This is a genomic window from Virgibacillus doumboii (assembly GCF_902806455.1).
Taxonomy (GTDB): Bacteria; Bacillota; Bacilli; order Bacillales; family Amphibacillaceae; genus Lentibacillus; species Lentibacillus doumboii.
Window position 1 is genome coordinate 2,678,857 of sequence record NZ_CADCWQ010000001.1, and the last position, 19,145, is coordinate 2,698,001.

Genomic DNA, 19,145 nt, shown 5'->3' on the forward strand with positions numbered 1-19,145 from the left:
ACTTCAGACAATTCGAAATCCAAAGGACTAATAGATCGCTACATTATTTCAAATCCACATCCTATAAGGGAAAACTCAATCCTGATTCATACCTACATCATGTTTCACTGCCCAAATTGCCAGTTGTGTCCGATCGCGCAGACCGGTTTTTTGCAAAATTTGTGTGATGTTATTTTTCACGGTACCGATTGATAAATAAAGCTCCTTTGAAATTTCCTTGTTTGTTTTCCCTTCACCAACCAGCCGTGTGATTGTTATCTCCCTTTGTGACAAATCAATATCAACAGTTGCCTTACTCGACGAGCGATCCAGCAATCGTGGCATCACTTTTGCCGCCACTTCATCATGAATTGTCAGTCCGCCGTTCATGCAGCTGTGAACTGCCTCTATCAATTTAGCTGATTCGGAAGTCTTCAGTAAAAAGCCATTTGCCCCATCTTTCAGTGTCTGGACAGCATATTCGTCATCGTTAAACGTTGTCAGAACCAGTATTTTTACATCGGGCCAGCGTTTTTTAATTTCTCTGGTTGCTTCAATGCCATTCATTACTGGCATCCTTACATCCATCATGACAAAATCAACCATATGCCGCTCCAAAATATCCAATGCATGCTGACCATTGTCAGCCTCATGAGTCACGGTAATATTCTCATCCTGCTCTAATATTACCTTTAACCCTTGTCGGACAATAGCCTGGTCTTCAACCAGCAACACACGTATCATTTATTTTCCTCCTCCTCAGCAGGAATTGTACCCATAACAACAAAATTCTCCTCTGTCTGATAAACGTTTAATGTTCCTTTAACCTCTTCAAGCCGTTCCTGCATGTTTGACAGTCCAAACCCAAATTCTAATGGCCTTGTATCATGAACTTTATTAATAATTTCAAACGAAACAGCACCTGTAGCCGATTTCCCCAGGATAATTTGCACTTCCCGTGACTGTGCGTGACGCATTGCGTTAGTCAGCGCTTCCTGGATAACCCGGTATAATGTAACACTTTTTTCATTCGAGAGTGGAACCGACAGAATCCCTTGTTTTACCGTGAACTGAACAAAAATATTGCTTTCCGCTTCCAATTTACGAATTAAATGGACAACTGTCGCAAGACCCTCATGTTCCTCACTTTTTAGTGCTTTTACCGCCTGACGTGTTTCATCAAGGCTTTCCTGAGCCATTTGTTTTAACCCTCTATATTCCGACGTATCATTTTGTATCGCAAGCATTTCCAGTTTCATAATTAAGGCAGTCAGACGGTGACCAACCGAATCATGAATATCCCGCGCTATTTTTGTCCGCTCCTCAAGTCGTGCTTCTTTACGTGCAACAAGATTCATACGCTTCAGCTTTCGATACTCGCCGAGAACTTGTTCATACATCTCATTCAGATCATTCTTTTCCAATGTTATTCGATTGTGCACGATGATCAGAAAATAAAAGAAACAGCACAGAACAGTCATCTCAATGATTCTATTGGTAAAAATAAAAGAAATAACCAGTGTTAAAGCCAAATTGAACAGAAGATACAGCTTAAAATATGTTTCTTTTTGACGGTATGCCGAAACCATTGATAAAAACAGCAATAACAAAAAAGTATATGTAAGTTCATCAGTCATCAGTATTCCATGAGTAAAAATAATAACTGATAAAGCAAGATAAAGAGGAAATAACTCTCTTCGTATAGAAATAAAGAAATACAAGCTTAGTACCACTGCTGCAACTATTAGACTGATAGCTTGATTTTCACTGTATCCGATGATCATTAATGCCCAAAGTCCGCAAAATGTGAGCAGCCGTAACCAGAAAATCTTCACCCGACAATCACCTGCCTTGTTAAAAAGATTAGCAGAAATTCATAATTTTTGAAATAATAAATAGGTTTCTCTACTTTAATTAAGTCCAATATATTATACTTAAAGTAAACGATAAAAGGGGCGATTCGATGAAGCATACGTATTTTCTCACTGGTTATCCCGGTTTTCTTGCCTCAAGTTTAATCCGGCAACTACTTGATGATCATCGGGAAGAAGCGGAACACATCTATCTTTTAGTATTACCATCCCTCAAAGACAAAGCATCCAAACAACTGGAACACCTCACAGAAAGCACAAAGATTGACCATGATTTATTCACCATTGTAGAAGGAGACATTACCGAGCCGACACTGGCGATTGATGCAGACATAAACCGTGTATTGCAGGAATCAGTAACACATGTCTTTCATTTAGCAGCGATATACGATCTGGCCGTTCCACAAGATATTGCTTTTCGTGTCAATGTCAATGGAACTGCAAACGTGAATAATTGGGTGAAAACATTGGGCAACCTGGAACGATACATTTATTTCAGTACGGCATATGTAGCCGGAAAACGGGAAGGTAAAATTTATGAGAGTGAGTTGGTTGAAGGACAGTCGTTTAAAAATCACTACGAGGAAACAAAATATCATGCAGAGGTATTGGTCGAGGAACTCAAAAAATCAATACCCACGACCATCATCAGACCCGGAGTTGTAAAAGGGCATTCAGAAACTGGAGTAACGATGAAATTTGACGGGCTCTATTTTATGCTGAATATGCTTGATCATCTGAGTTTTCTGCCACTCATTCCATTTATCGGAGAAGGAAAACCTGAAGGGAATTTTGTGCCGTCTGATTATGTTCTGAAAGCAACGAGTTATCTTGCAATTGATCCTGTCGGAGAAGGGAAAACATATCATTTAACAGATCCGAACCCATATACAATGGGTGAATTGACCAAAATGCTCAGTGAAGCCTATCTGGGCAGGACACCACAGGGAACAATACCGTGGTCATGGATGAACGGAATGTTATCCGCCGCCCCAATACGCAGATGGCTGCAGGTTGAACAGGAAGCGATGGATTATTTCGTAATTGATTCATCGTATGATTGCTCGGTTGCTGTCAACGATTTACAAGAATCAGGAATCAGTTGTCCGGACCTGAAAGACACGATTAATCCGATGATTGATTTCTATCGGAAATACAAGCATGACAAAAGTAGGCATATTTATATACGTTAAATAAAATAATTTACAGACTTATGAGAATTTTTTACCATTTCCTAAAAATTACCACTAAAATATCTGATTTTGTTGTATACTATAATGGACACGTTATGCAGGGTGAGCGAGTGATAGAAATTGACAAGACTCTCGAGTTGATGTTGATGTTTGGAACACTCGTAGCGTTGATTGTTAGCAGCCATGAAAAAAAGTAATCACCCTGCCGTCTTCGTAAACCTGGGATAATTACTTTTTTTCGGACCCGATACGGAGTCGCCGTCCCTTGCGGATAACTGTCTGAGTCGCAAGTTGCCGCTTGCGGCTCATTTTACGCACTTGAAAAAAAACAACCAATTTAATAGTATTTATTTCATCTTCAATTTATTCTCTTTCTGTGAAAATACTTAAAACTTTTTTTCAACTAGTTCTTAAGCTCTAAAACACCTTTAGTAATTGTTCCAAAAATACTTCTTTTGTCGTGATTAAATTGTATCATATTTTCACTTTTCAGTCCATTAATCATACCCTTTCACTGACTCCTCTACAGTATTTCGCAAAACAAGCATGAAATTCAATGGGTGATAGGAATTAAATTTCATTATTCAATTCTTCACAATTTATATTACCTTTTATGGAATGGTCTAATCATAAGCATGATTTATTTTACTTGAATCGGGAAACTTAAATTGTAAGTAATCTTTGAAAGAGGGTTTATGATGAAGGCTGTTGTTATACATAAATACGGTTCCTCTGATCAGCTTGTAGAAGAAGAGGTACCTAAACCAATTATTGCGGATAATCAGATATTAGTGGAACTGCATGCAACGTCAATCAATCCAATCGACTGGAAACTGCGTGAAGGCTATTTACAGGAAAGACTTCCATTCGAATTTCCGATTATACTTGACTGGGACGCGGCCGGATTCGTTGCTGAGGTTGGACATAGTGTTGCGGACTTTTCCGTTGGTGACAGAGTGTTTGCCAGACCCGGTACCACAGAGAAAGGAATGTACGCTGAATATACTGCTGTCGATAAAAATCTGGTCGCAAAAATTCCCGTAAACATATCCTTTGAAGAAGCTGCAGCAGCACCACTCGCCGGACTGACTGCATGGCAATGCCTTGTCGACTTTTCCGAAATTAAAGAAGGAGATAAAGTCCTAATACATGCCGGTTCGGGCGGGGTTGGAAGCATTGCCATCCAAATTGCCAAAAGCTTCAGTGCATACGTTGCCTCAACCGCAAGCAGGAAAAATAAAGCGTTCGTGCGGGAGTTGGGTGCCGATCAATTCATCAATTATCAGACAGAAGACTTTGAGGAAGTGCTGGACGGTTACGATATTGTCTTGGACACTATGGGCGGTGCAATCCAGGAAAAATGCTTTAACGTTTTAAAAGAAGGCGGAAAATTAGTCTCGATAGCGCAGCCACCCGATGAAAAAATCGCAGAATCCAAACGTATCAAAGCAGGATTTGTATGGCTGGAACCCGACGGCAAACCATTGGCCAAGCTTGGTGAGCTGATGGAAAAAGGAGAAGTGAAGGCACACATTGGTGAAAGCTTTCCCCTGACCGAAGAAGGCATCCGGGAAGCCCATAAGTTAAGTGAAACACATCATGCTAAGGGGAAAATAGTGATTAATATTAAATAATAATCAATCAGTACTTAAAACGCATGGATTTCAACTAATCCATGCGTTTTCATTTACTTTTATTTTTATGATACTTAACTATTCAATTCCTTTCTGCTTTCAACAGTCGCTTAATTACTCTAATCTGACCACGATGGTTGATTTCATCCTCCATCACGTGAAACCATAAATAGTAATTATTATAAGAAACACCATTATCCCATTCATTTTCCTCAAACAACCAGCTATCTTTCTTCGATTTCAGTAATGCTAACGTTCTTTCCCTAACTTGGGTTAACTCATCTAAATAATACTCGAGAGACTGTTCTTTAATTACTTCTCTTGCATTGTCTCCGAGTTCCAAAGCCGTCCCCCACTTTGAAAGTTCATTTCCAGTTAAATCTCTTTGTTCAAACGAGATGACCTGATGAACAAACTCAATAGACGCGATATGTGATAACAGAGCACCAATTGAATTTGAGCTATCGTCAGGTAAATAATCCAATTCACGTTGACTTAAATTCGAGATTTCACTTAGTGTAACGTCTCTGGTATGTTCAAGCATAGAAACAAGTTCCCCAATCTTGTCAGTAAAGCTATCTCTTGATCTTATTCTATAATCAATCATCAATCTACCTCCAATTCAATGCTATAGTCAAGACTACCAGCAAATTGGAAAAATTAAAGACTGATAATTTAGTTGAACATACTTAAAAGGAAAAACTTTTGACTCAACTCCTAAATACCTGTCACTTAGTTATGGAATAATGTTTGGTTAAAAATTCATCCAATATGGCTCTGTGACTATTAACAATATTCTCCGGTAACTCGCTGGGATAAAAGAATTCAAATTTTATAGACTCAGATTTATCTATGTTTAATTCTCCTTCGTAACCCTCCGAAAAATAAGCAACTGTAACGACATAAAATTCATCACCGTTTTCGGCTTTGATGTAATGTTGCGGTCCTGAATATATGTTTATTAAGTTCAGTTTATCAACCTTCAGACCAGTTTCTTCATAAACTTCCCGTCTGGCTACATCCGCTGTTGATTCCCCTAATTCCATTAGTCCACCGGTAATTCCCCAGGTACCATTCGGAAACTTTCGTTGCTGCAATAACAGCCGCCCCAATTCATCAATAATAATTGTAACAGAACCTACAAATATTAAAGGCCTATGACCAACTACTTCCCTTAATTCTTCTATGTATCCCATAACCAGACTCCTTTTAAGCCCGCTTTATATTATATATCGCAGCAATCTTATTCCTTAGAACGCTTCACCTTTTTCCATTCCAAATACACTTCCAGCAGTCCCGCAAATATCACAATCCACAGAAAACTATTGTCGAACGAAATCCCTACAGATGAATGACCGCCCAATAAGGTTAACAATGCCAACAAAACAATCATATATAATAGCAAAGACAAGCGCCACTTTACTTTGTTCAACCTATCCGGCGCTTTATCCTTAACGACAAAACTAATCAAAAACATTGCCAGCATTAACCACAACAAGGCACTGACGGGAAACCAATCCGAAGTAGGCAATTCAGGAAAATAATCCGCAATAAGCATGATTGTTAACAAGACCAATAATATAATTTCTAATAAAAATTTCTTAATGATCATGACCAATCACAACCCAATAAATACATCTCATTCATAAAACTCCTCATCCCCAAGCCTGTCCGTCTTTAACTGCCATATAAAAAGCTCCAGGGTCCGCGCGTTGATCCAGTTTGTGCCCCATACATCTTCATTTGCGAGCATCGTGCCCATCAGCCGAATTCTTCTGGCAGTAATGAATAGTGGCAAGCTTTTGAAATCATCAGTCGCAAGCTCCCGCTCATCCAAATAACCTTCCAAAAAGGCATCCCAGCATTCCGCCTCAAGGTTTTTATAATTATTTTTCAGGTTCCACCACGAAACCGCAATGTCATAAGCCCGGAACCCAATCGCACAGCAGTCAAAGTCAAACATCTCTATTTCACCGTCATGTATATGCATGTTGTGGTTGTGAAAATCACCATGGCAAAACCCCGTTTCAAGATCCAGTTCCGCTAAATCCGCCTTAACATTTTCCACAACAACTTCCAACGTCTTACCCGCTTCTTGATCAAGATACCGATTAATCACCGGGAAAATAACAGCAGCCGGTTCGTCAAGTAAATGGTCGGTATCCAGACCAAATCCTCGCTCATAGTTACTCCTAACGTGATTGGTCAGTTCGTGCAACTTCCCAAGTGTCGCCCCAATCACCCTGGAGTTTTCCACATTAATTTGCGGCCGCTCCCCTACTGCATACGAAAAAAGCACCCCGTAACGCAATCCCTCAGGTGCCTCCATTTCGCATAACCATTCACCATTTTTCTTTTTGATTGGAAAAGAAGCCTTAAAATCCTTTGTATGCAGTTGATTGATTGCATCCAATTCAAACAGAATAGCTTCCTTCGTTCTCCATCCGGACCGATATACCCTGAAAATAAAAGATTCTTTTTCTGTCCGAATCATGTATGAATCATTCAATCCCCTGGCCAGAAGATTGCATTGAATAACATCTATTTCATACTCGTTCAATATATCCATAATGGAATCATTACTAATTAATGAATGCTGTATCTCTATATTCAAAATCCAATTCCTCCAAAAAAATACATCCTACTTTATCATTCTACACGATTTGATAAAAACCTTCCTGTCACAAAAACATTATCATCTGTTCCTCATCATAATAGATATCTCCCAGTTTCACCGCTCGTTTATGTGTACCATACGGGACAAATCCCATGGCATAATAGAGACTTTTTGCTGTATCTTTTTTTGCCACAACAGATATTTTTACCTGCTCAACACCATTAAGTGACATTGCATGATTGACAGCTGTCTGCAATAATTGTTTGCCGACTCCTCTGCCACGTTTATATGGGGTAACATACACAGCAAAAATAGTAGTTATATGATCAGTTTTCAATTTCGTCTCCCGCACAAGTGTAACGACACCGATCAGCACATCATCCTCAAACGCACCGAAACTATACGAATTCTCTGATTGAAACCTGACCTTATAGGCGTTCACCGAGTTTCTTTGTACCTCTTCATAACTTGAATTGAATGCTTCGGGGCTATTTAAAAGTGCTTCCAATCTTAACTTTCGGTATGCTTCTGCATCTTCCGGAACAAGGATCCGGATATCGATATTTACCACTCCCTTCTGTACTTTTTATCAGGTCAACATAGCTCACATACAGTTCCATGTATTATCATATGAAAGATCCCATTAATATCATGATATTAAATATTAAAACTGCCATACCAACCGGCACAGCAGTCATTTATTAGCGATTTTTTTCAGCAAGTTCAGCGGATTTATGGTCCTCTGCCGGTTTTGTGCCTTTCATATAAAAAGAAAGAACAAGTCCAATCGCTGACAGTCCTGTCGCAACATAAAAAGCGATATTTACTCCGTGAATCATCTCATACGGTTTGGCGTCAGCACTCGAATCAAGCGCTGCGGCAGTCATTATCGTAACCAATATGGCCGTGCCAATTGATGCTGCAACCTGTCGCATTGTATTGTTCATCGCTGTTCCGTGCGGTATTAAGCGATTCGGCAATTGGTTGAGGCCAGCTGTCGTAACAGGCATCATCACCATCGATATCCCCAACATTCGAATTGCAAAAACTACTGTAAGGTACTGTAGCGATGTTTCCGTTGACAGGCCGGTAAACATAAACGTTGTGACTGTTACAATGGAGAGTCCAGTAATTGACAGCCATCTGGCACCCACTTTATCAAAAATTCTTCCGGTAACAGGCGACATGAAACCCATCAGCAGCGCCCCCGGCATAATCATTATCCCAGACTCAAGCGCACTGAATCCGGCCATGTTTTGCATATATATTGGCAACATAGTTTCGGCACCAATCAGTGCCATAAATACAATCATGCCGATAACAGTCGCTATCGTAAATCTCCTGTATTTAAACACGCGAAACTCCAAAATAGGCTGTTTCAGCTTTAATTGACGCAATATAAATGTGATTAGCGCAATCACTCCAATAAGAAGCGAGACAATTACGACCGGGCTTGCCCAGCCACTGTTTCCAGCACTGCTGAACCCGAACAACAATCCTCCGAACCCGAATGTTGATAAAATAATCGATAGGATATCAACCTTTGGATACGTCTGCTCTGTCACATTTTTCATAACAAAATACGCAAAAATAATATCAATAATGGCTAACGGCAAAATAACGAAAAACATCACCCGCCATGGATACTGTTCAACAATCCAGCCCGAAAGTGTCGGTCCGATTGCCGGAGCAAATGAAATAACCAATCCTACTGTTCCCATCGCAGTACCACGTTTTTCGATGGGAAAGATTAATAGAAAAATAGTCATCATTAACGGCAGCATAATCCCCGCACCTGATGCCTGAACGACTCTCCCGACCATTAAGATAAGGAAGTTTGGAGCAAGCCCGCAGATCAATGTACCGGCAGCAAAAGTGGACATCGCTGTCAGCAGCAGTTTTCTTGCGGTAAACGTTTCGATTAAAAAAGCTGTGACAGGAATCATAATCCCGTTCACCAGCATAAAAATTGTCGTCAGCCATTGTGCAGTACTTTCGGTTAGACCAAAATCATCCATAATTGGCGGAATAGCCGTAGCCAGCAATGTTTGGTTCAAAATTGCCAAAAACGCACCTGATAGCAATACAGCAACGATTGGAAACTTATTTAACTGTTGGATATATTCCTGATGACTATTTGTCACAATCCCATCTCCTTCTCAGTTGCCGTATTTTTCATATGTATTGAATTATATGGAACATACTCGACTAGGTCAATCGCCTGCGAATAATAATAGGTATCACCTTACGTGACGAACCCATCCGTTTAACGGACTCCACATTTAAATCATTAGAAAACTTGGCTGTTACCAAGCCTTTGGGTGACAGCCTTAGTTGCGCTTATGCAGCAAGAAAGTATTTTATACTTTCTTAACTGCCAAAAAAGAAGCACCCAATTCAGGTGCTCCCAATCTTATTCATAACTGCCATATTCTTCACCATAAAATCGATTGTATCGTTGCTTAAACTTGCTATAAACATACACAACAATCACTTTCAATATAGCATATCCCGGGATACCGAGGATTACACCAACAACGCCAAACAGGTTCCCCGCCACCAATAATACGATAATAATCGTAAGCGGATGAACTTGCATTGTTTTGCCCATGACATTAGGTGAGATAAAGTTGCCTTCCAGAAATTGCACAGCCGCCCAGACGACCGCCAGCTTTAAAAACATGAAAGGTGAAGCTACAAGTGCGATGATAATAGCCGGCGATATGGCAATCATCGGTCCAAGGTATGGGACAACACTTGTGATTGCAGCGATTATCGCCAGTGTTATCGCATAATCCAGCCCAATTATTAAATAACCGATATACAACAGCAGGCCAATACATGAGGCAACAATGATCTGCCCCTGAATATATGAACCAACCTGAACATCCATGTTGTGCAAAATATGATTGGCATCATCTCTGTATTTTGGTGGCAGCAATTTAACACAAAAACGTTTAAATCGATCCCCATCTTTTAGCAGGAAAAATAAAATAAACGGAAATGTGATAAGCGCAACGACAACATTGGTAACTGCGCTGGCAACGTTTTGCACACCTTGTACAGCTCCTCCCAGATATTCACCAATCCTGCTCGTAATCCCGCTCAGATTCGATGTCAGCCACTGGTATCCCTGATCATAATAAGGTGCTAAAAAGGAGCTCTGGATCCAGTTCTTAATCCCGTCTCCCATTTGCTGTATGTAGTCGGGGAAATTGGCCGCCAAGCTCTTTATCTGGGTTTCAATTGCCGGTGCAAAAAGCAGAATGAGTCCAGTAAGCAGCCCACTTATGCCAAGAATAAGAATGACAACACCCCATATTCGTTTAATATGTATCCGTTCCAATAGATCGACAATCGGATTTAATAAATAGTACGCAATAAAAGCCAGAATAACCGGCGGAACAATCGTTGAAAAGATAACAATTATCGGGTGAAATATGAATGATACTTTGGTATAAATAAGTATCGTAATACCGATAAGCATCAACAAAATCAACCCATAAAATAAATCCCTTCCGCCAACGAACTTCATAAATCGACTAGGTGTTTTCATAATGGCCCTCCTCAATACTCAAATTATAGATGAAATTGAGGAAAAATTCCATAATCCGCTAATTTTTCCATTCCAGGAATTCCAGGCGATTCCCGAACGGATCCGTTACATAGAACCGATTTGCGCCAGGAAGTTTGTCATCCACCTTAAATGCCACACCTTTCCCATTCAAATACGCCTTCATCGCTTCAATATTTTTTACATGAATAGCCGGATGAGCTTTTTTGGCAGGTACAAACGGATCTTCCACACCAATATGTATATGGACATTCCCTGCCTGGAACCATACTCCGCCATTTATTTTCAGCTGCTCAGGCTTTTCAACTTCTTTGAAACCCAAAAGTTCCTGATAAAATACCCGAGCGTCAATCTCTCCGCCAATAGGTGCTGCCAATTGTACATGATCAATCACTTCATAATGAAAAGACATATCATTCACTCCTTTCTTTCATATTACCTTTAAATGCCGAATGTGAATAATACTAATTATGTATCGGTTATGTAAAGTTTTGCTTATAGGGAAAAAACGGAGATGGCGAGCATCCCCGTTTCACTTTATATAATCATTCAATTTAAACCGTGCAATCTCCTCATCTTTTACAGTTACAACTAGTTCCGCGTTAGGTGCAGCATCTAAAAGTTCATTGAGTTTTTCTTCAGAAGGGGCTAGTGGTACTTGCGGATTTTCTTTGGTAGCACCCAATGTGAAAGTCATCCAATAATCCCCTTCCTGACCGGCCTCCAACCTTGGAAGTCCACTAAACCCATAACCCAATCCGGCTTTTGGCCGGTTGTCTTTATTTAACAAATTATATCCCATTGCTTCTTCTAAAATGGATTTCAATTGATTATTCGGTTCAATTTTAAATTGCAGTCCATTCTCATGGTTAAAATCGTTTTTATCCTCTTCATCTGCCCACTTAATCGTTCCGAGTTTTTTATCTCCTGTATTTTTTATAGAAAATTGATATTCCAGTACTGTTGGTACAATTCTTTCACCTTTCATTTCACCTTCTTGTATGATTGTTGCCCCTGTTCTATCTTCATCGGAATGTATTTCAACCTTTGCGTCTGTTAGCTTAAGAGGCCCTTCCCCACTATCGAGGTCACTTCCAAATATGTTTAAGTTAACACTCCCCAGTGACGATAGCACCAGCAATGTAATAATCATTAAGCTTGCAACACTGCCACCAAACACCATAATCCTGGACCTTTTATTCTTTTTCCGCTCGATTTTTTGCAAAATAGCTGATTTATCTGTTCTGGAAGGCATATTATCCATTGAGTTTCGCAACTTGTTCAGTTTGGAATCAAAATTGTTATTATCCATTTAAAAATCCTCCTTCCCTTTCTCCCGATTCCAAGTTCTCAGCAAGCAGTTTTTTGCCGCGCATCACTCTTACCTTAACAGTCGACAGTTTAACCCCAATAATTTCTGAAATCTGCTCATATTTCATATCATGGAAGTAATGCAACACAATCGGAATCCTGTATTTTTCATTCAATTGATTGATACACATATGAAGAAATTGATCTTCTTCATCCTTTAACACTTGCTTCAAACTATTTTCAGTGGAATGGGAAAGTCTTGATTTTTCATTTTTTAAACGATTAAACTTCTTAAGCAAGCTTGAGTGCTTTCTATGGTAGTCACGGGCACTATTCAATGTGATTTTATAAAGCCAGGAGGAAAATGATGACTTTCCATCAAATCGGTCTAAATGTCGATATATTCGTATGAAAACTTCCTGGGAAACATCCGGAACGTCCTGAAATGGAACACCAATTTGGAAAGCAAACCGTTCCACTGTTGAACTGTAGTGATCAATTAATTTCCCATATGCAACTATATCTCCTGTCTTACAAGCATCAATTAAATCTTCCAATCTTTTCTCCCCCCTTGAACTCTCTGTGTATGTGAAACGTAATGTACTTAGAAAAAGTTACATACAAAAAAACCAGCTCCCTCAGGAAACTGGTTCATAATCAGCTATGTATCAGCCACAATTGCCGTATTGTCATATAAAAAGTTTTAAACCACCACTTCGCAAAGTGGGTGTTTGCAGAAACCTTCCTGTCTTCCACACTACGGAGGCACGACATTAGAGCTTCGATGTAAAACTCCCTATACATATGTTAGAGGTTAAAACTTATTTTAATACGAACATTGCAGCTTATGAATATATAATATACCTTTTTTAACGTAAAATCAATGGGAAAATTAACCTATTCTGCAAACGCTTTCAAAATAATAACTCATAGACTTCGTTTAATTCGCTGACACGTATATCGTTCTGAACATTTTTGGCATAGTTAATTTCCCGTTCAAGTACATCATTTAAATATGCCATTTCTCTGTCGTCCAGAGTTTTTACAAAATCACCCTCGCTATCATAGTCCGCAGATTCCAGCTTTTGATTAATTTGCTGACAAAGCTCATGCTCACTGTAATTAGCCAATGATTCACGCAAATATTTTAATGTATCGTCGATGATGATCACCCTTAAATTCTTGTGTTTTTCTTTTTCGCCCGGTGTTCAGGCTTTGACTTTGGCAGCTGGTCTGCCATATCCTCTGATTGTCCTTGCGGGTTAACACTCGAGTTAACTCTGCGTTTACTCCAGTTATCATTTTTTTCACTCATTTTCTTAACACCTCCATTTTCTAGTGTTTCTGAAAATGAACTCGATTATGCTAAAAAAAGCCCATACCATATTGGAAAACTAGATAACACGCACTACTATCCCATGATTGATGAGGGTAAATAGGCAGCTGCATTTGACGGACATATTTTCCTTTATTTTCAGAAATAACCCTTAATTTGTTGTTTATCTGGACAAATGTTCCGTTATTCAACTAAAATTACACAGAATCACTACGATTTATGATGAATAACGGAATAGATGTCTGCGAACATCATAAAAACACTGCCTTTGTCACTATTAACGGAAAATATGTCCGCTTGAAGGGCTTCCGTAAACTAAATTGAATTATGTATTGAAGAGCTGGTGCAGTTTAATCTGCACAAAAAAACGATGCCCTGCTGTCAGGACACCATTTTCCAACCTGCTATTTCTCTCCAAGCCCTTCATACTGATCCCTTAACGAACGCTTCAGCACTTTCCCGCTTGGATTTTTTGGCAGTTGATTGGTAAAATCTACGTACTTTGGAACTTTGAACTTGGAAAGCCTGTCTTCACAAAATTCCATGACAGCTTCACTTTTCAGACTTGCACCTTCTTTTGGCACAATGATTGCTGTCACCGCTTCAATCCAGTACGCATCAGGGATACCGATTATGGCAACTTCCGATACACCATCCATCTGATAAATCGTTTCTTCAACCTCACGACTTGAAACATTCACACCGCCTGTATTAATCATATCCTTTTTGCGGTCAATAATTGTTATATAGCCTTCCTCGTCCATTACACCCAGGTCCCCACTATGGAACCAGCCGCCGGAAAAAACTTCTGCCGTCTTCTCCGGATCATGCAAATAACCCTTCATTGTATGTGGTGTACGGTGAACAATCTCACCAACTTCGCCACGTGCAACTTCATTATTATCATCATCGACTATTTTCGTTTGTACGTTCAAAGTCGGCACCCCAGCTGACCCCAGTTTCCGCAATTGATCCCCAGGCTGTAGTGCTGTTGCAAGTGGAGCGACCTCCGTCTGTCCGTAAAAATTCCAGAACTGTGCATTCGGCAGCCGTTCAGCAAGCTCTTTCAAAATTTCCCGCGGCATGATTGCGGCACCATAATAGCATTTTTTCAGCGAGGACAGGTCCCGCTCATCAAATTCCGGATGCCTCAACAGTGCAATCCAGACAGTCGGCGGGGCAAACAGCTGTGTCGCACCTTCTTCTTCAATTGTTTTTAAAATAACTTCAGGACTTGCTGCTCCCAAAATTATTCCGCTCGATCCAACGTAAATACTTGGTCCCAGAAACACATGTAACTGTGCACTGTGATAAAGTGGCAAGGCATGGACCGCGACGTCCTCTGCTGCCATTTTCCCGTCAACAATACAGCTGACATATTCACTTATTAGACTTTTATGAGAAAGCATAACACCTTTAGGCCGGGATTCCGTTCCACTCGTATACAACACATGTGCAAGGTCATCATCCACAATATCAGCATCAACAAAATCAACTGGCTGATCTTCCCTCACAGCCGCCAAAGTTACCCAGTCAGCAAGATCACCGTCGTATGTACCGAGTGTATCCATTAAATAACGATGCCTGATTTCCAGTCTCCCGGCTGATTGATCCAGCACCTGTGCGAATTCTTCCGAGGCAATAAAACCGCTGACCTCCGCATGTTCCACAATATACTGCACATCCTCAACCGACAGCATGTAATTGATCGGAATCATTACAGCACCAATCCTGGCCAATGCAAAATTCACTACAACAAAGTCCAGACTGTTTTTGGACATTACGGTTACCATATCACCTTTTTTCATCCCATCTTCCAGAAATGCATGTGCTGTCTGGTTAACCAGGTCATCCAGTTCCGCATAATTCAACCGCTGTCCATCATAGGCAACCGCAAACTTCTCAGGCATCCGGTCGCGTGTTCGTGCCAGCAGATCACCAAGTGTGTTCCTTCGTGCCCGTTCCAACATCCTGCTAAGATCACCATGTACATTTGTTTCCGTGTTCATTTTTCCACTCCTCAAATGATTTTTCGATGACTTATGTGCTGAATATTCTTTCTTTTAGTTTAATTCAGATAAAGGACAAAGACAAGTATGGAACAGCGTCTTCTTTTGCCAAAAAAACTCGAATTACGGGGGTTTTACGCACAAATAAGCGAACAGTATTTTCTACTGTTCGCCACTAAGGTTATTATTCATTTTTAAAAACAATGTCATCCTCAATATTGCGGGGTTCTCTGTTTCTGAAGATAAAGAACTGAATCGGCATTGTGATTGTACAAGAAATAATGACAAATACCATATGAAGTGCTTCATTGCTGGAATACCGTTGGACAATGAAATAAAAACCATATATCAACAAAATATTTGGAATGATGCCGATAAAAGGAATAAACCATGATAAAACAAAGGCTCCAGCCATGGTTATACCGTAAATTAAGGTGAATTTACCTCGCATTGATTCATGTACATCATTTTCAACAAGCTGCGTAATTAAAAACAAATTGACAATCGGTATCCAGGCCATCCATGCCAAGTCAGCCTTCCCTTCCCGTTTCGCGATCTTGAACAATCCTATTGCCATTAAAATATGAAAAATAAGTGCAACTACTGATACAAACAGTATAAAAATCAAAAAGAATCCCGCCAGAAAAATAAAAAAGCCTTCTTCCTGCGTCATTTAAATCCCCCTTGTTCTATTAATGAACCCAGGCAGCTATGTACCCGGGTTTATTTTACCTGTCAAATACAACGCGTGTGTTGCCAATGATGTCATGAATGCCCTGCTTTTCCGGGGCAAACGCAACAAAAAGATAAAGTACTCCTGTAACAAAAAACACGCGATGCAGAAATCGTCCGACAACTTCTCTAAAAAGAAGATCGTTCCACTTCAGCGGTTCTGCATCCTCCCGGACAACGCGCAGGCCAAATATCATTTTGCCAAGTGTCTGGCCAAAGTATTTCGTCATCAGCAGGAAGTACAAATAAATAACAATCACACTGACAATACCGGTTAGTGTCCAGAACCCGACATCCACTCCGCCTCCATCATTGATAAAACGAAATGGTGTAAGGAGGATGCCGTTAACACTAAACACGATTACCAAATCAGCCAAGTATGCCCAAAAGCGCATCCAAAAGCCCGCATAGTTTCGTTCAACTGTTTCCGATGTTGTGTATTCTACCTGATTTTCGTCCATGACGGCACCTCCTTATTTAGAATATAGATACATGGCACGCGGCCCATTGGATTCACGAAGTAGCTCCGTCAGTCCGAACAAATCATTCTTTGCACCGAACATGCTTTGAACTGCTCCGCCCAGGAATTGATTAAATTCGAAGCCATTTTTGTATTCAATAACCTTTGCATTTGTCCAGCCATTGTCTTCTTCCATCATGGCTATGGTGTCCTCCATGGAACCCAACGCGTCCACAAGACCATTTTCTTTTGCCTGTTCTCCAGTGTACACGCGGCCATCGCCAAGTTCACGTACTTTTGATTCAGACATGTCACGTCCTTCAACAATCACCTGCACAAAATCTGCATACATATCATCAATCATCGTTTGTAAAATTTCGCGTTCCTCATCAGTCATTTTACGTGACGGTGACATAATATCCTTGAATTCACCACTTTTAATCGTGTTAAAATTAATACCATGCTTGTTGGCGAATTCAGCATAATTGATGCTTTCCATAATAACGCCTATCGAACCGGTCAATGTGGCAGGGTGAGCAACTATCTTGTCAGCCGGTGCAGATACATAATACCCGCCGGAAGCAGCTGTATTGCCCATCGACACATAAACAGGCTTATTATATTCTTCTTTTACTTCAACAATTTTGTCATGAATTTCATCACTCTCGACTACACCACCGCCGGGAGTATTTACTCGTAAAATAATCCCATCAACAGTCCGGTCCTCACCGGCAGTCTCAATCATATCCAGGAATCGTTCATGATTATAGGCACCGGTGTTTAAGAGTGATGCAGCAGAGGTATTTTGAATGACACCCTCCAGTTCCAGTACGGCAATTTTACTACCTGTACCTTCCTCAACAACCTCTTCCTGAAATTTTTTTGATGCATCAGGAAGTTTAAACATATCCTGAAAATTAGCTGTTGCGATACTTGATACAAATTGAAATCCAACTGATACTACAAATAAACCGACCGCAATAGCAAGTGCGATCCAACGTTTCGTGTTCAATTTCATGTCCTCCATTTCATCCATGCTGATATGTATTACTACTATCATACATTATTTTGTGGTATATCTTTACTATGAGGGGGAATTTACTATTTTATCTAAATGGTCCATCTATCAACTAATATCACTGCTTTATATCATAATTTTGTTTTATATCGTTGAACAATTTAATGATACACCGCCGTCATCCCTGATGATTATGGGATTTATCATTGCCATTGTAGGCTGGATTTATGTGATGCTGTATCTTCAGCTGAAAAAGAAGCCTGATTTACTCGAGCATCCCATTTGGGGAAAAATGCCGTTTATTATATTCGGTATCGGATTACTGGCGTTTATTCTTTTCATCGTTTCCGCAGATATGGGCCCGCTGAATTCGCTGATTACAGCTAATCGCAGCCTGCTTTATGTATTCATCATGTTTTTTGTCCTGTTGCTTTTCCTTTTTGTCATGTCACTTGTGCATAAGCTCAGCGAGTCCAAACACAATGTACTGAATCATACATTGTTTGCGACCATTGCGCTATTAATCATAACCTTGTTCATGCTGTAGTTGGATTGACGCGGGTCAATCCAACTCATTCAAAGCAGTTTTCAGATTCGTCAGGTCCTCTTCCGTTAATGTAACGCCTTTTCCCATCTTCGCTTTATCCGGTGCCCAGTCCCGCAAGTCATATTTCGGGTCACGCCCGTTCCAGCTTACCAGGTTAAGTTCTTTCGTCCACCCTTTTGGTGATTTGGAAAGCACTGCGATTGTTTCAATAATTTCATATTTTATATCGGCCATTTCATCTTCTCCTTAATACACTTCATAATTTTTTCCTGTTTGTGCACCTTCCACACTTTTAACATATGCACGGGCTACACGGTTAACCGGGACCGGATCAAACCCTTTGAACAAGTGACCAATCCTTTCCCATGATTCCTGCACAATATTAGGACTGACGCTATTTATCCGGATCCCCCTTGGCATTTCAATTGCAGAGGCTTTTACAAATGCTTTGACGCCGCCATTTGCCATTGCAGCAGAAGAACCCAGTGGAATTGGATCATCCATCATTACGCCGGTTGTTAAGGTGAAACTACCACCATCATTAACATAGCCCAATCCTAACAATACCAAATTTATTTGTCCCTTTAATTTACTTTCGATTCCTTTTTCGTTTAGTTCCGGTGTCAAATCAGAAACCGATGCAAAATTGGCACCACCTGCAGCATTGACGACAGCATCAACCTTTCCAACCTGTTCATACATGTTTCTAATGCTCTCTTCGGATGTGTTATCCACGGAAACATCCGCCCCATTTCGTCCGGCACGAATAATCTCATGTTCTTTTTCTAAAGCTTTCACAATCTCACTTCCAACTGTACCGCTCGCACCAACAACTAGAACTCTCATCGTAAAACACCCCTTATT

At 40.3% G+C, this 19,145-nt stretch carries 23 protein-coding genes and 1 other RNA gene; 3 read left to right on the top strand and 21 right to left on the bottom strand.

All coding sequences use genetic code 11. The features are described from left to right. Positions 1-75: 75 nt before the first annotated feature. Both G6R02_RS13185 and G6R02_RS13190 read right to left on the bottom strand, forming a co-directional pair. Positions 76-723, bottom strand: a complete 648-nt coding sequence (locus G6R02_RS13185) for a response regulator transcription factor (RefSeq protein ID WP_164669698.1) — start codon at positions 721-723, stop codon at positions 76-78. Further along, a complete protein-coding gene (locus G6R02_RS13190) occupies positions 720-1,814 on the bottom strand; it encodes a sensor histidine kinase (protein ID WP_164669699.1) in 1,095 nt (364 codons plus the stop codon). The genes G6R02_RS13185 and G6R02_RS13190 overlap by 4 nt, the downstream gene beginning before the upstream one ends. 128 nt (positions 1,815-1,942) lie before the next feature. Here G6R02_RS13190 and G6R02_RS13195 point away from each other — a divergent pair, with 128 nt between their 5' ends. Further along, complete coding sequence (locus G6R02_RS13195) at positions 1,943-3,043, top strand: SDR family oxidoreductase (protein WP_164669700.1); 1,101 nt, start codon at positions 1,943-1,945, stop codon at positions 3,041-3,043. Between the two features lie 698 nt (positions 3,044-3,741). After that, positions 3,742-4,677 (top strand): NADP-dependent oxidoreductase, encoded by a 936-nt coding sequence (locus G6R02_RS13200; protein ID WP_164669701.1) that lies wholly within the window; start codon positions 3,742-3,744, stop codon positions 4,675-4,677. Positions 4,678-4,759: 82 nt separating this feature from the next. Here the strand turns inward: G6R02_RS13200 and G6R02_RS13205 are convergent, their stop codons facing one another. The 17 genes from G6R02_RS13205 to sppA form a co-directional block, all read right to left on the bottom strand. Further along, positions 4,760-5,284 (bottom strand): DinB family protein, encoded by a 525-nt coding sequence (locus G6R02_RS13205; protein ID WP_164669702.1) that lies wholly within the window; start codon positions 5,282-5,284, stop codon positions 4,760-4,762. Positions 5,285-5,405: 121 nt separating this feature from the next. Beyond that, the gene (locus G6R02_RS13210) at positions 5,406-5,873 is read right to left on the bottom strand and encodes an NUDIX hydrolase (RefSeq protein WP_164669703.1); all 468 of its coding nucleotides are present in this window, start codon (positions 5,871-5,873) and stop codon (positions 5,406-5,408) included. A gap of 47 nt (positions 5,874-5,920) precedes the next feature. After that, complete coding sequence (locus G6R02_RS13215) at positions 5,921-6,289, bottom strand: hypothetical protein (RefSeq protein WP_164669704.1); 369 nt, start codon at positions 6,287-6,289, stop codon at positions 5,921-5,923. 27 nt (positions 6,290-6,316) lie between these two features. After that, positions 6,317-7,291, bottom strand: coding sequence for a phosphotransferase enzyme family protein (locus G6R02_RS13220; protein ID WP_164669705.1), 975 nt, complete (start codon positions 7,289-7,291; stop codon positions 6,317-6,319). 67 nt (positions 7,292-7,358) lie between these two features. Further along, entirely contained in the window at positions 7,359-7,865 is a 507-nt protein-coding gene (locus G6R02_RS13225) for a GNAT family N-acetyltransferase (RefSeq protein WP_246202562.1), read from the bottom strand. Between the two features lie 130 nt (positions 7,866-7,995). Continuing rightward, a complete protein-coding gene (locus tag G6R02_RS13230) occupies positions 7,996-9,438 on the bottom strand; it encodes an MDR family MFS transporter (RefSeq protein WP_246202563.1) in 1,443 nt (480 codons plus the stop codon). 269 nt (positions 9,439-9,707) lie between these two features. After that, the gene (locus G6R02_RS13235) at positions 9,708-10,850 is read right to left on the bottom strand and encodes an AI-2E family transporter (protein ID WP_164669706.1); all 1,143 of its coding nucleotides are present in this window, start codon (positions 10,848-10,850) and stop codon (positions 9,708-9,710) included. Between the two features lie 58 nt (positions 10,851-10,908). Then, positions 10,909-11,280, bottom strand: coding sequence for a VOC family protein (locus G6R02_RS13240; protein WP_164669707.1), 372 nt, complete (start codon positions 11,278-11,280; stop codon positions 10,909-10,911). A gap of 120 nt (positions 11,281-11,400) precedes the next feature. Beyond that, entirely contained in the window at positions 11,401-12,180 is a 780-nt protein-coding gene (locus G6R02_RS13245; RefSeq protein ID WP_164669708.1) for a hypothetical protein, read from the bottom strand. Continuing rightward, complete coding sequence (locus G6R02_RS13250) at positions 12,173-12,736, bottom strand: RNA polymerase sigma factor (RefSeq protein WP_164669709.1); 564 nt, start codon at positions 12,734-12,736, stop codon at positions 12,173-12,175. Before G6R02_RS13250 ends, G6R02_RS13245 begins: the two co-directional genes overlap by 8 nt. 108 nt (positions 12,737-12,844) lie before the next feature. After that, positions 12,845-13,029, bottom strand: a non-coding RNA gene (gene ssrS / locus G6R02_RS13255) — 6S RNA. Between the two features lie 64 nt (positions 13,030-13,093). Beyond that, entirely contained in the window at positions 13,094-13,342 is a 249-nt protein-coding gene (locus tag G6R02_RS13260; protein WP_164670414.1) for a sporulation protein, read from the bottom strand. An 11-nt stretch (positions 13,343-13,353) separates the two neighbouring features. After that, positions 13,354-13,494 carry a small, acid-soluble spore protein L gene (gene sspL, locus G6R02_RS13265; RefSeq protein WP_164669710.1) on the bottom strand — a complete coding sequence of 47 codons (141 nt, stop codon included), beginning with the start codon at positions 13,492-13,494 and terminating at the stop codon, positions 13,354-13,356. A gap of 425 nt (positions 13,495-13,919) precedes the next feature. Beyond that, positions 13,920-15,524: a fatty acyl-CoA synthetase gene (locus G6R02_RS13270; protein ID WP_246202564.1), complete on the bottom strand. Its 1,605-nt coding sequence runs from the start codon at positions 15,522-15,524 to the stop codon at positions 13,920-13,922. Positions 15,525-15,708: 184 nt separating this feature from the next. Further along, positions 15,709-16,197 (bottom strand): hypothetical protein, encoded by a 489-nt coding sequence (locus G6R02_RS13275; protein WP_164669711.1) that lies wholly within the window; start codon positions 16,195-16,197, stop codon positions 15,709-15,711. 55 nt (positions 16,198-16,252) lie between these two features. Next, positions 16,253-16,717 (bottom strand): RDD family protein, encoded by a 465-nt coding sequence (locus tag G6R02_RS13280; RefSeq protein WP_164669712.1) that lies wholly within the window; start codon positions 16,715-16,717, stop codon positions 16,253-16,255. Between the two features lie 12 nt (positions 16,718-16,729). Next, positions 16,730-17,728, bottom strand: a complete 999-nt coding sequence (sppA, locus tag G6R02_RS13285) for a signal peptide peptidase SppA (protein ID WP_164669713.1) — start codon at positions 17,726-17,728, stop codon at positions 16,730-16,732. Positions 17,729-17,732: 4 nt separating this feature from the next. Between sppA and G6R02_RS13290 the strand changes: the two genes are divergently transcribed. Next, positions 17,733-18,281 (top strand): hypothetical protein, encoded by a 549-nt coding sequence (locus tag G6R02_RS13290; RefSeq protein ID WP_164669714.1) that lies wholly within the window; start codon positions 17,733-17,735, stop codon positions 18,279-18,281. Between the two features lie 15 nt (positions 18,282-18,296). Here G6R02_RS13290 and G6R02_RS13295 read toward each other — a convergent pair whose 3' ends face one another. Together G6R02_RS13295 and G6R02_RS13300 are read right to left on the bottom strand one after the other, a co-directional pair. Then, positions 18,297-18,515, bottom strand: coding sequence for a YdbC family protein (locus G6R02_RS13295; RefSeq protein WP_164669715.1), 219 nt, complete (start codon positions 18,513-18,515; stop codon positions 18,297-18,299). Between the two features lie 12 nt (positions 18,516-18,527). Next, positions 18,528-19,127: a short chain dehydrogenase gene (locus G6R02_RS13300; protein WP_164669716.1), complete on the bottom strand. Its 600-nt coding sequence runs from the start codon at positions 19,125-19,127 to the stop codon at positions 18,528-18,530. Positions 19,128-19,145: the final 18 nt, after the last annotated feature.

Coding starts and splice junctions, on each gene's coding strand:
- G6R02_RS13195 (WP_164669700.1), top strand. CDS start 1,943: ATGAAGCATACGTATTTTCTCACTGGTTATCCCGGTTTTCTTGCCTCA.
- G6R02_RS13275 (WP_164669711.1), bottom strand. CDS start 16,197: ATGACGCAGGAAGAAGGCTTTTTTATTTTTCTGGCGGGATTCTTTTTG.
- G6R02_RS13210 (WP_164669703.1), bottom strand. CDS start 5,873: ATGGGATACATAGAAGAATTAAGGGAAGTAGTTGGTCATAGGCCTTTA.
- G6R02_RS13205 (WP_164669702.1), bottom strand. CDS start 5,284: ATGATTGATTATAGAATAAGATCAAGAGATAGCTTTACTGACAAGATT.
- G6R02_RS13300 (WP_164669716.1), bottom strand. CDS start 19,127: ATGAGAGTTCTAGTTGTTGGTGCGAGCGGTACAGTTGGAAGTGAGATT.
- G6R02_RS13200 (WP_164669701.1), top strand. CDS start 3,742: ATGAAGGCTGTTGTTATACATAAATACGGTTCCTCTGATCAGCTTGTA.
- G6R02_RS13295 (WP_164669715.1), bottom strand. CDS start 18,515: ATGGCCGATATAAAATATGAAATTATTGAAACAATCGCAGTGCTTTCC.
- G6R02_RS13215 (WP_164669704.1), bottom strand. CDS start 6,289: ATGATCATTAAGAAATTTTTATTAGAAATTATATTATTGGTCTTGTTA.
- G6R02_RS13185 (WP_164669698.1), bottom strand. CDS start 723: ATGATACGTGTGTTGCTGGTTGAAGACCAGGCTATTGTCCGACAAGGG.
- G6R02_RS13290 (WP_164669714.1), top strand. CDS start 17,733: ATGTCCTCCATTTCATCCATGCTGATATGTATTACTACTATCATACAT.
- G6R02_RS13240 (WP_164669707.1), bottom strand. CDS start 11,280: ATGTCTTTTCATTATGAAGTGATTGATCATGTACAATTGGCAGCACCT.
- sspL (WP_164669710.1), bottom strand. CDS start 13,494: ATGAGTGAAAAAAATGATAACTGGAGTAAACGCAGAGTTAACTCGAGT.
- G6R02_RS13280 (WP_164669712.1), bottom strand. CDS start 16,717: ATGGACGAAAATCAGGTAGAATACACAACATCGGAAACAGTTGAACGA.
- G6R02_RS13245 (WP_164669708.1), bottom strand. CDS start 12,180: ATGGATAATAACAATTTTGATTCCAAACTGAACAAGTTGCGAAACTCA.
- G6R02_RS13235 (WP_164669706.1), bottom strand. CDS start 10,850: ATGAAAACACCTAGTCGATTTATGAAGTTCGTTGGCGGAAGGGATTTA.
- G6R02_RS13270 (WP_246202564.1), bottom strand. CDS start 15,524: ATGAACACGGAAACAAATGTACATGGTGATCTTAGCAGGATGTTGGAA.